Genomic DNA, 12473 nt, shown 5'->3' with positions numbered 1-12473 from the left:
ATCAGCCTCCGAATGCCAGTTTGAGCAGGGCGAAGATCGAGGCGACGCCGACCGCGATGGTGAAAAACGTGCTGAGTGCGATCAGCGCCAGCTTCATGCCTTCGGCATGCACGTAATCCTCGATAATGACCTGCATGCCGACACGCATATGGGTGAGACCGGAAACGAGCACCAGCGCCAACACCAGCGCCACGAACGGACTGGCGAGCGCCGCCCGCACCTCGGCGAAGCCGGCGCCATTGAGCGCGATCAGGAACCCGACGAAGAACAGTATCAGCGGGATGTTGGCAAAGGCCGTCAGCCGCTGTCGCCAGAAATGCCCGGTGCCTTCGCGGGCCGAGCCCAGACCGCGGACCTTGGCCAGCGGCGTGCGCATATCGTTGTTGTTCGTGCCGCTCATCACAAGGTTCCCCGCGCCATGTAGCCGGCGACCCAGATCAGCAGCGTGAGCAGGATGGAACCGGCGAGGGTCGCCCAGGCGATCTTCGATGCCGTGTGTTTCTCCAGCCCGGCGCCGGTGTCCCAGACGAGGTGGCGCACGCCGCCCAGCATGTGGTGCATCAGCGCCCAGGTGTAGCCGAACAGGATGAGCCGGCCGAGCCAGGTGCCGAAGGCCCAGTTGATCCAATCGAAAGCGCCTTGCGAACTCGCCGCCGCCATCAGCCACGCGGCGACCAGCAGCGTGCCGAAATACAGCGCCCCGCCAGTGATGCGGTGAATGATCGACATCGTCATGGTGATCGGTGGGCGGTAAATCGTCAGGTGCGGCGAGAGCGGCCGTTCACGTCTGGCGGTTCGGGTGGCTGGTGATTTGCTCATGGCTGCCCCAGTTCGATGTCCGGAGCCGCGGTGGAAAGCGGCACTCACCGCCTCGATATATGACTTCAGACAGCCGGTTTCTAATGCTCTTTTTGCACCGCGTCAAAGCCGGAAAATCGTTTTGAAAACGTCATTTAGTCTGACAAAAGGCTGCTGTTTCGCTTCAATCGATTTGGCCGCCGTCGAAAGCCGGCGCACCGTTCGCTGCAGTGCGGCATTTCCTTTGCAATCGACGCCAGGCTATCGTTTGCAGGTCTGTGGTGTCGAGCCCCTCTTCATCACCAGCGCCTCGCGCGCGTCGATCACGATTGCGTCATGCGACGCGGCTTCCTGGTAGCGGCTGGACTGGTTGGCGGGTGATGCGGCAAACTCCTCGGTCGTGCCGTCGGGCCTGACAACACGCAACGCCGTGCCGAGGTTCTGGATGGTGATCATGCCGCCATTGCCGCATCTGTAAGTTGCCGTGCCGACAGCAGACCGCGGCGCGGTAAGATCGGTGACGATCTTGGCTGAAGGTGCGGCAGGTGCTGTCGGAGCCGTTGCGGAAGCCGGGGGCGCCACAGGTGCGGCGGACTGCTGAGCCGGCGCGGGCGCGACAGTGGGTGGTACGGTATTCACCGCCGTCGGCGCGCCGTTCTGCGGCACGCAGGCTGCGGCAGTCAGCAAAGGGATCGACAACAGCGTCACCCGAAACGTCCGGCGTAACGCCATATGCTGTCCTCCTGCGCGGCTAACTAGCCGCGATGTTCCACCAAGATCAAGCTCACCCGACGTCAGCGTAGTTGTGTGCGTCGCGGCCGATGGTGCGGGCAAGCATGGCCGAATGATGACGCCCGGGTTTTCCATCCCGTCGGATATTAACCATGTTTGGCGAGAGATCGCCGCCGGATGCGCCTGCCCTCTTAACAAAGGTTAAGAAAAGGTTAATTTCCGATTCGATCGGGTCCACAGCAGAGAGGACACCATGCTTTCGAATTCAGGAAGAGCGCGCCTTGCGGCGCTTGTGCTGGCGACAGCCAGTCTCGGCTTCGCCGCCCCGGCAATGGCCTGGTCGCGCCATCATGACCGCGTCTATGCCGATTCCCTGGGCAATCTCGTCATCGACAGCGCCGCCGGCTACAAGCGCATCATTGTCGGCCAAGGCAGGCTGGCCAAGAAATTGTCCGACTACACCAGCGCCGGGCAGCCGGAAGCGGAACCGGAAGTCCTTTATGAAGACGAGGCGGATCACATCTCCAGGCGTGGCTGCTACCAGCCGCCGGTGTTCGTGAAGGGCCGCTCCTATATGTACGGCCTCTCCGATGGCGAAATGCCCAACCTCAGCCCTTGCCGCTGATGATCCGGCACGGCCGAGAGGCCGTTTAAGCGAGACGCTAACCGACGCTGCCTGTATCCGGGATGAACACCGTTTCCGCCCGCTCATAGGACAATCGCACACTGTCGCGGCCGTTCTTCTTGGCCTTGTAGAGCGCTTCGTCGGCGCGCCGCATCAGCGGCTCCAGCCCTTCGTCGCCGGTGCGCGCCGCGACGCCGAAGCTCGCGGTCACCCTGGTGCCCGGCGGCAACCCGTCGACACTGCCGGCCGAATAGTGCGTGCGCACGGCTTCGGCAAACAGCCGCGCCGTGGCAAGATCGCTCAGCGACAGAAGCACGGCGAACTCCTCGCCGCCGATGCGGCCGGCAACCGCACGCGTGCCGGCGGCCGCGCGAAGCTTGGCGGCGAAGTCGGCGATCACCTGGTCGCCCGCGGCATGTCCGTATTTGTCGTTGAGCGCCTTGAAGTGATCGAGATCGGCCAGCACCAGCGCGACCGGCACCTTGGTAACAGCGCAATGCTGCAGCACCAGCAAGGCGCGCTCCTCGAAACCCCTGCGGTTGAGCAGGCCAGACAGCGGATCGGTGTGCGTCTCGGTCTTCAGCGCCTTCATCACGTCGAGCGCAGCTGCCGAGAACAGGCAGAGCGCGATCAGCAACGACAGCAACGCGTGCGTCAAAAGCGCCGTCGTCCAGTAGGACGAGCCATAAAACCCGTCATAGCTGGTGAACGGCCCGTGCGAGATGACGACGAGCAGCGTGCGGCCGATGAAGTTCAGCCCGGACAGCAGCGACAGTACGAACAGGATTTTTTCCGTCGGGCCGTTCTTGCGCACGGCGCGCAGCTCGGCGGCGACCAGCAGGCTGAGGCCGCCAAAGCCGAAATTGATCGACAGGATGCGCCAAGTTAAGTCCGGCTGGACGAACAGGAACCAGCAGAATGCGACCATCCCGCCACCCGCCAGAATGCCGATCGCGATATAGGGCACGCGCCTGCCGTAGCGCGAGATGATCGCACCGACGAGGCAGCAGGCGGCGAGCGTGAAGCAGAGGTTGGAGACCAGCTTGGTCAGCACCATGCCGCCGGGCAGCGTGAAATACTGCAGCAGGAAGCCGGGCGCGGACACGCAATAGCTCGTGCCGAGCACAGCCAGATAGGGCCGGTGGCGCTGATAGAACCATAGCACGAGGAACGCCGCGCCGAGCGCCAGCGCGATCGTCGGATTGAGCAGCGCTATGAACAGGCCGGTGTCCAAAGGACGGTGACTTCCCGCTTGACGTCCGGGAAGACCTTAGAGCGCAAGCCCCAACAAGCGGTTAAGCCGGGACGAATATGCAAGTCGCCACTCATGAAGCTGGTGCACGGAACCGGGACCTGAGGCCGGCGTTTCCTGACAGCAATCAAGGAGAAGTTGTTCATGGCCGACACGATCACGCTGACCGATCACGAAGCAATTCGCTCATGGGCCGCAGGGCGCGCCGGATTTCCGGCGATCGTCGATGTATCGCCCGAAACCGGAACGCAGCCGTTGCTGAGGCTCGTCTTCGGCCAGCACGCCTATCAGGACCAGGATCAGCCTGAACGCCCGGTCAACGCAGGCGGCTACGAGCTGGTCGAATGGGACGAGTGGTTCAAGATCTTCGACGAGCGCGAACTGGCGCTGGTGGTCGCGGCCGACGAACCCGGCAGCCGGGAGGAATTTCATGAAATCATCCGGCGTGCCGGCTAGGGCATAATACCCCAAGGGTCTTAGAGCGGCGCGCTTTAAACAAAACCCCGAACGGTGTTGCCGTTCGGGGTTTTGCATACGCTCAGATCAGGCTTGAACCAGTCTGCGCTATTTCCAGTCGCGGATGTCGACGAAATGGCCGGCGATCGCCGCCGCCGCCGCCATGGCCGGCGATACCAGATGGGTGCGGCCCTTGAAGCCCTGCCGGCCTTCGAAATTGCGGTTCGAGGTCGAGGCGCAGCGCTCATGCGGCTTCAGCCGGTCGTCGTTCATGGCCAGGCACATCGAGCAGCCCGGCTCGCGCCAGTCGAAACCGGCGGCAATGAAGATCTTGTCGAGACCCTCGGCCTCCGCCTGTTCCTTGACCAGACCGGAGCCCGGCACGATCATCGCATCGACATGCGCACTCACCGTCTTGCCTTCGACCACCTTGGCCACCGCACGCAGATCCTCGATGCGGCCATTGGTGCAGGAGCCGATGAAGACGCGGTCGAGCGTGATGTCGGTGATCTTCGTGCCCGGCGTCAGCCCCATATAGTCGAGCGCGCGGATCTTTGACGTCCGCTTGTTCTCGTCCGTGATCTCTTCCGGATTGGGAACGACGCCCTGCACCGAAACGACGTCCTCGGGCGAGGAACCCCAGGAGACGATCGGCGGCAGCTTGGCCGCGTCGAGCACGATCACCTTGTCGAAATGCGCGCCCTCGTCGGACTGCAGCGTCTTCCAGTATTCGAGCGCGGCGTCCCACGACGCGCCCTTCGGCGCGCGCGGCTTGCCCTTGACATAGGCGAAGGTGGTTTCGTCGGCCGCGATCAGGCCGGCGCGCGCGCCGCCCTCGATCGACATGTTGCAGATCGTCATGCGGCCTTCCATCGACAGCGCGCGGATCGCCTCACCGGCATATTCGATGACATAGCCGGTGCCGCCGGCGGTGCCGATCTCGCCGATGATGGCGAGGATAATGTCCTTGGCGGTGACGCCTTCCGGTAACTGGCCATCGACACGCACCAGCATGTTCTTGGCCTTGCGCTGGATCAGCGTCTGGGTCGCCAGCACATGCTCGACCTCGGAGGTGCCGATGCCATGTGCCAATGCGCCGAAGGCGCCATGCGTCGAGGTGTGGCTGTCGCCGCAGACGATGGTCATGCCGGGCAGCGTGAAGCCCTGCTCCGGCCCGATGATGTGGACGATGCCCTGGCGGATATCGTTTTCGGAGTAATATTCGACGCCGAAATCCCTAGCGTTCCTGGCCAGCGCCTCGACCTGGATGCGGCTTTCCTCGTTCTTGATGCCGAATTTGCGCTCCGGCGAGGTCGAGACATTATGATCGACCACGGCCAGCGTCTTTTCCGGATGCCGGACTTTTCTGCCGGTCATGCGCAGACCTTCGAAGGCCTGCGGGCTGGTCACTTCATGGACGAGATGGCGGTCGATGTAGAGCAGACAGGTGCCATCATCCTGGCGATCGACGACATGGTCGTCGAAAATCTTGTCGTAGAGGGTGCGCGGTGCGCTCATGTGCGTAAATCCGTCGATTTGCAAAAAGGGGAAGGGCAGACGCGCCGAAGCCTTCGGCCCGGCGAAAGCGGCTTAGCTAAGTCGGCTGGTGAGCGCGCCGGAAATGCGCGAAGAGAAACGCGACGGCAGGCGTTTTCGGTCCTGCAGCACGAAACCCTTATAGGCCGGATCGCCAAAAAGCTCTTCCATGGCGTGGCTCATACCAATGTTTTCGGTTTTCGGCAATTGCGGCGTGTTTTCGCTTCTCCCCTTGTGAGAGAAGGCGAAGAGGGCGGCGCTCAAAGCACCTCGAACACAAAAGTCTTTACCAACGCATCCGGCTCGGCGATCGCATAGCAGCGGAACCATGGGCTTTGCTCGACCGGCTGCCATTTCCCGGCCCGTTCCAGCCCGTCGAACACGTCCTGGAAGCCGCCGCTTTCGAAAACCTGGTCGCGCACGGTGAAGATGGCGTGGCCGCCTTTCCTGGTGATGCGGACAAGCTCGTGCAGGCCGGACGCCGGCGCATGGCCGATGGTGAACACGCCAGTCGAGAAGAAGGCGCGGAAATGCCCGTCCGGCCAGGGTAGCGGCCCGCCGAGCATGGCCTGCTTCAGATCGCCATAGGCATTGCGGCTGCCGGCGATCTTCAGCATGTCGTCGGAGAGGTCGAGGCCGGCAATGTCGTGATAACCCAGCGCCTTCAATGACGGGCCTGACAGGCCGGTGCCGCAGCCGGCGTCGAGCAGCGGGCCTTCACCCACCTTCACATGGCGCGCCACCCAGGCGGTGATCAGGAACGGCAGCAGATAGCCGAGCGAAGCGGTCTCGCCGTCATAGGTCGCGGCCCAGTCTGCATAGGCCTTGGCCAGCCCTTCCGGCGTATCGGCCGAATAGACGGTACCCAGCGCCGCATTGGCCTTGTCGATCGTCATCGCCTGCATCCTCCGGAATCCTGTCCTCCGCGATCGTAGCCGTGCCCGCGTCGGACTTCTATTCCTGCTGCGCCCGCCGCAGTCGTTGCTCCAGCCCCCGCAGCGCCAGCGACAGGCTGACGGTGAGGATGAGATAGATATAGGCGACGATCGAATAGGTCTCGAAGAAGCGGAACGAGCCGGCGGCGTAGATCTTGCCCATCTGCGTGATGTCGGCGACGCCGAGCACCGAGACCAGCGAGGAATCCTTGACCATGGCAACGAAGTCATTGCCGAGCGGCGGCAGGATGGTGCGGATCGCCTGTGGGAACACGATCAGCCGGAAGCGCTGCGTGCGCGTCAGCCCGAGCGCCTTGGCAGCCTCGATCTGGCCTTTCTCGACCGACTGGATGCCGGCGCGGAAGACCTCGGAGATGAAGGCGGAATAACCGATGGTCAGCGCCATGATCGCACGCCACAACAGCGACACGTCGCGCACCAAAAGCTCGCCGAGATAGCCGGCGTTTTGCAGCGGCGCGGTCAGCGCATTCCACGCAGCCACGAAGGCCGGCGCGCCGGCGAAGGCGATCCAGAACAACAGCACCAGGATCGGCACGCCGCGGATGATCTCGACATAGAAACGAGCGATCTGCTTGAGCCAACGCGACCCCGACAACCCCATCAGCGCAATGCCGAGCCCGACGGCGGAAGCCAGCGCGAAGGCGACCACGGTGACAAGAATGGTGATGCCGATGCCTTTGGCGACGGTGGCAAAAACCTGGGCGTAGAGATCGCTGGCGGCAATGGAGAGCGCAGCGACGACGGCGAGCGCGATCGCGGCGGCAAGCCACCAGGGGAAATCGGATTTTGGGGTTGAGGCGTGGGGCGTGGCCATCAGGGCGCTTCACCCTCCCCCTTGTGGGGAGGGTCGGCGAACAAGCTTTGCATCGCAAAGCTGGTGAGCCGGGGTGGGGGTGGTGACAAAGCGCCGGCGCTGGCACCCCCACCCCGCTCCGCTTCGCGGATCGACCCTCCCCACAAGGGGGAGGGTAAGGAGTCGGACATCACTGCCCCATCTTGTAGTCGAGAAACCACTTCTTGTTGAGCGCCTCGATCGTGCCGTCGGCCTTCAGCGCCGCGATCGCCGCGTTGACCGGCTTCACCAGGTCCGAGCCCTTCGGGAAGATGAAGCCAAAATCCTCGGTGCCGAGCGGGCCGCCGATCAGCTTGAGCTTGCCGCCGGAGGCATCGACATAGCCTTTGCCGGCGGTGCCGTCGGTCAGGACGACATCGACGTCGCCGGATTTCAGTGCCTGCACCGAAGCGCCGAAGGTCTCGAACTGCTTGATGCGCGGGTTCTGCTCATTGCCGTCGAGCACGCTGTAGACGGCGGTGTAGAACGGCGTCGTTCCGGCCTGCGCGCCGATCAACCCGTCCTTGAAGGCGGCGAAGGTCTTGGCGTCGGTGAAGCGGCTTTCATCGGCGCGCACCAGCATGAACTGCTCCGAACGCATATAGGGGTCGGAGAAATCGACCTTCTCCTTTCGGTCGTCCTTGATGGTGATGCCGGTCATGCCAATGTTGTACTGGTTGTCGGAAACCGCCTGGATCATCGCGTCCCAGGAGGTGTTCTGGTACTCCACCTTGAAGTTCAGCCGCTTGGCGATTTCGTCCATCGCGTCATACTCCCAGCCGATCTGCTTGCCGGTCTTGGCGTCGATGAACTGCAACGGCGGATAGGCGTTTTCCGTCACCACCACGACCTTCTTGCCGCCGAGATCGGGCAGCGCATCGGCCGCCCATGCAGCGACGGGCGCGAGGAAACAGGCCGCGAGGGCGGCCAGCAGCAGCTTCGATTTGGTCATGACACGCTCCAGGATGAGAAGCCCGCTTGCAGCCGGGCTCGCATGAAAATCCAGGCGCGACTTTAGCCGTCCGCAGACGGCTTGCAAGCCGGTCCGGTGCTCAGCGTCCGGTGAAAGCGGATTCCAATGCCTTCAACCAACGCGGTTTTAGAACGCCCCGTGGTCGGAATTTATTCCGTGATTGCGCCGCCGGCAAACCAGGCCCCTCCTGGACACGGGAACCCGTCAGATGACGGATCAGGATGGTGACGTAGCCTCACGCAGCTTGGCGACAAATCCGGTCAAGGTCCGGTGCAGCGACTTCAGCTCCTCGACTTCCAGCGGCATGGCGCAGGCAAGGCCTGCGGATACGTCCTTGATGCGGGCGCGCAGCGCCTGGCCCTTGGCAGTCGGTTCGACCAGCACGCGGCGCTCGTCGGCTGGATCGCGACGGCGGGTGACGAGACCAGCCGCTTCCATCCGCTTGAGCAGAGGCGTCAATGTCGCCGAATCCAGCCCCAGCGCCTCGCCGAGTTCGCCGACCGTGCTCGGCGCACGCTGCCACAGCGCCAGCATCGCCAGATATTGCGGATAGGTCAGGCCGAGCGGGTCAAGCAGCGGCCGATAGAGCTTGGTCATCAGCCCGCTCGCCGAATAGAGCGCGAAGCAGAGCTGCTGGTCGAGGCGCGGAACGGCGATCCTCCCGGCGGTGTCCGCCGGGACTTCGCTGGCCCTGGTTTCGGTCTTCGTCGTCATGCTGCCTTTGCCGGAAGCGCCACGGTCGAAAGCGCCACCTCGATATTGCCTTTGATCGCATTGGAATAGGGGCAAATCTGATGCGCTGCCGATACAAGCGCTTCCGCCGCAGCCTGATCAAGGCCTTTGGTCTCCGCGGCCAGTGCGACACCAAGTTTGAAGCCTTCACCATTGGGAAGCAGGCTGACGGTGGCGCTCACCGCCGCATCGTCCAGCGGCAGCTTCTGCTTGCGCGCGACGAAGCGGATGGCGCTTTCGAAGCAGGCGGCATAGCCGACCGCGAACAGCTGCTCGGGATTGGTGGCGCCACCCTGTCCGCCGAGCTCCTTCGGCAAAGCGAGGTCGACCTTCAGCAGGCCGTCGCTGGTCTCGCCGTGGCCGGCGCGGCCGCCGGTGACGCGAGCCTGTGTGGTGTAGAGTGCCATGTCAGTTCTCCATTTTATTTGTTACACTATCATTTAGTGTACAAGATAATTCGAGTCAACAGCCATGGCCAAACTCTCGGCCGGCAATCGTTCACAGTCTGGTGAAACGAAAAAAGGCGGCCGAAGCCGCCTTTTCAAAATCCTTGGACCAGGTTTATTCGGCCGGGGTCGCTTCCGCCGCCTTTGCAGCCTCGTCGGCGGCCTTGGCGGCTTCGTCGACGGCCTTCTTCTCGGCGGCTTCCTGCGCGGCCTTCTCGGCTGCCAGCGCCTGCACGGCGGCGACCTTCTCGGCCTCGATGCGGGCCTTCTCAGCGTTCAGCGCGTCGCGCTCCTCATCGTTCAGCTTGCGGGCGCGCACGCCGGTGTTTTCCGAAATACGGGCCGACTTGCCGCGACGGTCGCGCAAATAATAGAGCTTGGCGCGGCGCACCTTGCCGCGGCGCACGATCTCGACGCCTTCGACCATCGGCGAGTAGACCGGGAAAACGCGCTCGACGCCTTCGCCGTAGGAGATCTTGCGGACGGTGAAATTTTCCTGGAAGCCGGCGCCGGCGCGGGCGATGACGACGCCCTCATAGGCCTGGACGCGGGTGCGGGTGCCTTCGGTCACGCGGACCTGGACGCGCACGGTGTCGCCGGGCTGAAATTCGGGAAGCTTGCGCTTGGCTTCGATCTTGGCGGCCTGTTCGGCCTCGAGCTGACGGATGATATCCATCTCAATAGTCCACTTCTTGTTCTTCCGACAGTCAGAGCGTCCGACACTCGCCTTGCAGTTCCATTGACCGCTCGGCTATGCCCTTTGTCCCCGAGACATCTTGTCTTCGAAACATTGGGCAGGGGCGACTACACCGTCATTGTTGACGGGTCCGGGAGATTTTTCTCGCCAGTACGGGCGGGCACATACAGCTATTTCACTGACTTGTCACGCCTTGGCCCTGTCTTTTTTGGTCGCATGCCACCACGCAATCGTCCAGTGCAGGGTTGCGCCGGCCCTTCAAGCTTCCTAATCCGGGAGCAGCACACTTGTCCGGCGGCCTCACAATGTCTGTTTTCGACGCAGTCCTGCTCTTCCTCGCGGGTTTTCTGTCAGGCGCCGTCAACGCGGTTGCCGGCGGCGGCACCTTCATAACCTTCGGCGCCATGACGCTGGCCGGCCTGCCGCCGATCGTCGCCAACGCCACGTCCTCGGTAACGCAGTTTCCCGGTTACATCACCTCGACGCTGGCTTACTGGACCGACATCAAGCATTTCTGGCGCGGCGCGCTGCTGCTTTGCCTGATCTCGGCTTTGGGCGCGCTGGCTGGTGCGCTCATCCTGCTGGCGCTCTCAAATCCGTCGTTCCGCGCCCTCGTGCCGTGGCTGCTGCTGGCCGCAACCGCCTTGTTCGCCGCCGGGCCGTGGCTGAAACCAACGCCGAAGCCTGGGCATGAAGCCACGGTCGGCTCTCTGGCCGGTTCGCTGGCGCAGTTCGCTACCGCCATCTATGGCGGCTTCTTCGGCGCCGGCATGGGCGTCATGATGCTGGCGACGCTCGGCCTGACGCAATCCGGCGACTATCACCGGCTGAACGCGCTGAAGAACATGCTGGCCGTGGTCATCGCCGCCGTTGCCATACTGGTCTTCGTTTCCGGCGGCGTTGTTGCCTGGCCTCAGGCAATCGTCATGATCCCCGGCGGCGCGCTCGGCGGCTATGCCGGCGTCTGGATCGCCAAGCGCGTGCCGCAAAACGCAGTACGCGGCTTCGTCATCGCCGTCGGCCTGTTTCTCGCCGTCTACTATTTTGCCAAGGGCTGAGCGGCGAGCAAATCCGGCCGGCGCTCCCTGGTCAGCTTCTCGGACTCGGCGCGCCGCCACGCGGCGATCTTCTTGTGATTACCGGAGACCAGCACGTCGGGGATGGGGCGGCCTTCGAACTCCTGTGGCCGCGTGTAATGCGGGTGTTCGAGCAGGCCGTTCTCGAAACTTTCTTCCTCGCCCGACACCGCATTGCCCATGACGCCGGGCAACAGCCGCACAACGGCGTCGAGCAGTACGAGCGCCGCCGGCTCGCCGCCCGACAGGATGAAATCGCCGATGGAGACCTCTTCCAGTCCACGCGCCTCGATCAGCCGCTGGTCGACGCCCTCGAACCGGCCGCAAACGATGACGGCGCCTGGCCCGCCAGCCAGTTCGCGCACGTGCGCCTGCGTCAGCGGCTTTCCACGCGGGCTCATCAGCAAACGCGGCCGCGGATCGCCCGCCGGCGACGTGTGGTCGATCGCCTTGGCCAGCACATCGGCGCGCATCACCATGCCGGCGCCACCGCCGGCCGGCGTGTCGTCGACGGTGTGATGGCGATCGCTGGCGAAGTCGCGGATCTGGATAGCTTCCAGCGACCATGTCCCGACTTCGAGCGCCCGTCCGGCCAGCGACAGGCCTAGCCCGCCCGGAAACATCTCGGGATAGAGCGTCAGCACCGAAGCCTTGAACGTCACCGGTTGCCTCCGGCTTCGCGCGGCCCGCGCGGTCGGCCCTTCGCGTCGAAATCTTCTTCGCGCGGCGCGTCGCCATCCTCATCCTCGACAAGGCCGGCGGCTGCCGGGTCGACGCGGAGAAAACCTTCGGCGATCGAAACCTGAGGCACGGCGGCCTGGGTGAACGGGATCAGCACGCCTTTGCGCCCGCCGAGGGTAACGTCGAGAATGTCGCCGCCGCCGAAATTATGCACCGCCACCACCTTGCCGATGACCGCGCCCTTATCGTCGCGGACTTCAAGTCCGACGAGATCGGCGTGGTAGAATTCGTCCTCCTCGCCATCGTCGGGCAGCATCGAGCGGTCGACGAACAGCTCGGTTCCGGCCAGCGCCTCGGCGGCATTGCGATCGGCAATGCCCTTGAAGCGCACCACCACGACGGTGTTGGCGGGCCTGATGTCGATGATCTGGAAGGCGCGGCCGTCCTTGGCATAGAGCGGCCCATAATCGGCCAGCGCCATCGGCTCGCCAGTGAAAGTCTTCACCCGCAATTCGCCCTTGATGCCGTGGGCGGCGCCGATCACGGCCATTTGCACGGGGTTCTGGGGCTTCGACATGGCTGATATCCTTTGCCCTGCTCTAACGCCCTACCGGCGTCATTTCAATGATCGCCCGTGGCCATTTCAATGACAGGTTCTTCACCGCTTCCTAACCCGGCTGC

Annotated in this window: 16 protein-coding genes; 3 read left to right on the top strand and 13 right to left on the bottom strand. The window is 63.7% G+C overall.

Annotation, left to right across the window (positions count from 1 at the left end):
- Nucleotide 1: 1 nt before the first annotated feature.
- The 3 genes from sdhD to ACYG9R_RS12080 form a co-directional block, all read right to left on the bottom strand.
- Nucleotides 2-400: a succinate dehydrogenase, hydrophobic membrane anchor protein gene (gene sdhD, locus ACYG9R_RS12090; RefSeq protein WP_023710213.1), complete on the bottom strand. Its 399-nt coding sequence runs from the start codon at nt 398-400 to the stop codon at nt 2-4.
- Nucleotides 400-819, bottom strand: a complete 420-nt coding sequence (sdhC, locus tag ACYG9R_RS12085; protein WP_023683884.1) for a succinate dehydrogenase, cytochrome b556 subunit — start codon at nt 817-819, stop codon at nt 400-402. Before sdhC ends, sdhD begins: the two co-directional genes overlap by 1 nt.
- 240 nt (nt 820-1059) lie before the next feature.
- Nucleotides 1060-1530 carry a hypothetical protein gene (locus ACYG9R_RS12080; protein ID WP_023687710.1) on the bottom strand — a complete coding sequence of 157 codons (471 nt, stop codon included), beginning with the start codon at nt 1528-1530 and terminating at the stop codon, nt 1060-1062.
- A 253-nt stretch (nt 1531-1783) separates the two neighbouring features.
- Between ACYG9R_RS12080 and ACYG9R_RS12075 the strand changes: the two genes are divergently transcribed.
- A complete protein-coding gene (locus tag ACYG9R_RS12075) occupies nt 1784-2155 on the top strand; it encodes a hypothetical protein (RefSeq protein WP_023687709.1) in 372 nt (123 codons plus the stop codon).
- Between the two features lie 37 nt (nt 2156-2192).
- Here the strand turns inward: ACYG9R_RS12075 and ACYG9R_RS12070 are convergent, their stop codons facing one another.
- Complete coding sequence (locus tag ACYG9R_RS12070) at nt 2193-3389, bottom strand: GGDEF domain-containing protein (RefSeq protein WP_023698369.1); 1197 nt, start codon at nt 3387-3389, stop codon at nt 2193-2195.
- A gap of 162 nt (nt 3390-3551) precedes the next feature.
- On the opposite strand from ACYG9R_RS12070, the gene ACYG9R_RS12065 reads away from it, so the two are divergent.
- On the top strand, nt 3552-3863 hold the full coding sequence (locus ACYG9R_RS12065; protein WP_023670517.1) for a hypothetical protein: 312 nt from the start codon (nt 3552-3554) through the stop codon (nt 3861-3863).
- 108 nt (nt 3864-3971) lie between these two features.
- Here ACYG9R_RS12065 and leuC read toward each other — a convergent pair whose 3' ends face one another.
- The 7 genes from leuC to rplS form a co-directional block, all read right to left on the bottom strand.
- Nucleotides 3972-5381, bottom strand: a complete 1410-nt coding sequence (gene leuC / locus ACYG9R_RS12060; protein WP_023752703.1) for a 3-isopropylmalate dehydratase large subunit — start codon at nt 5379-5381, stop codon at nt 3972-3974.
- A gap of 278 nt (nt 5382-5659) precedes the next feature.
- Nucleotides 5660-6295 (bottom strand): class I SAM-dependent DNA methyltransferase, encoded by a 636-nt coding sequence (locus ACYG9R_RS12055; protein WP_023710215.1) that lies wholly within the window; start codon nt 6293-6295, stop codon nt 5660-5662.
- A gap of 58 nt (nt 6296-6353) precedes the next feature.
- The gene (locus ACYG9R_RS12050; RefSeq protein WP_023710216.1) at nt 6354-7169 is read right to left on the bottom strand and encodes an amino acid ABC transporter permease; all 816 of its coding nucleotides are present in this window, start codon (nt 7167-7169) and stop codon (nt 6354-6356) included.
- Between the two features lie 169 nt (nt 7170-7338).
- Complete coding sequence (locus tag ACYG9R_RS12045; protein WP_023687705.1) at nt 7339-8139, bottom strand: transporter substrate-binding domain-containing protein; 801 nt, start codon at nt 8137-8139, stop codon at nt 7339-7341.
- 237 nt (nt 8140-8376) lie between these two features.
- Nucleotides 8377-8874 carry a MarR family winged helix-turn-helix transcriptional regulator gene (locus tag ACYG9R_RS12040; RefSeq protein WP_023726050.1) on the bottom strand — a complete coding sequence of 166 codons (498 nt, stop codon included), beginning with the start codon at nt 8872-8874 and terminating at the stop codon, nt 8377-8379.
- The gene (locus ACYG9R_RS12035; RefSeq protein ID WP_023694503.1) at nt 8871-9299 is read right to left on the bottom strand and encodes an organic hydroperoxide resistance protein; all 429 of its coding nucleotides are present in this window, start codon (nt 9297-9299) and stop codon (nt 8871-8873) included. Before ACYG9R_RS12035 ends, ACYG9R_RS12040 begins: the two co-directional genes overlap by 4 nt.
- Before the next feature lie 154 nt (nt 9300-9453).
- A complete protein-coding gene (gene rplS / locus ACYG9R_RS12030) occupies nt 9454-10014 on the bottom strand; it encodes a 50S ribosomal protein L19 (protein ID WP_023726049.1) in 561 nt (186 codons plus the stop codon).
- A 326-nt stretch (nt 10015-10340) separates the two neighbouring features.
- On the opposite strand from rplS, the gene ACYG9R_RS12025 reads away from it, so the two are divergent.
- Entirely contained in the window at nt 10341-11093 is a 753-nt protein-coding gene (locus tag ACYG9R_RS12025) for a sulfite exporter TauE/SafE family protein (RefSeq protein WP_023683874.1), read from the top strand.
- Here ACYG9R_RS12025 and trmD read toward each other — a convergent pair.
- Both trmD and rimM read right to left on the bottom strand, forming a co-directional pair.
- Entirely contained in the window at nt 11075-11773 is a 699-nt protein-coding gene (gene trmD, locus ACYG9R_RS12020) for a tRNA (guanosine(37)-N1)-methyltransferase TrmD (protein ID WP_023726048.1), read from the bottom strand. The two genes, ACYG9R_RS12025 and trmD, sit on opposite strands and share 19 nt — an antisense overlap.
- On the bottom strand, nt 11770-12369 hold the full coding sequence (rimM, locus tag ACYG9R_RS12015; RefSeq protein ID WP_023715860.1) for a ribosome maturation factor RimM: 600 nt from the start codon (nt 12367-12369) through the stop codon (nt 11770-11772). Before rimM ends, trmD begins: the two co-directional genes overlap by 4 nt.
- Nucleotides 12370-12473 lie beyond the last annotated feature (104 nt).

Source organism: Mesorhizobium sp. RSR565B, assembly GCF_054719465.1.
The sequence above is the reverse complement of the archived record's forward strand: the minus strand, read 5'-3'. Positions and strand labels throughout refer to the sequence as shown.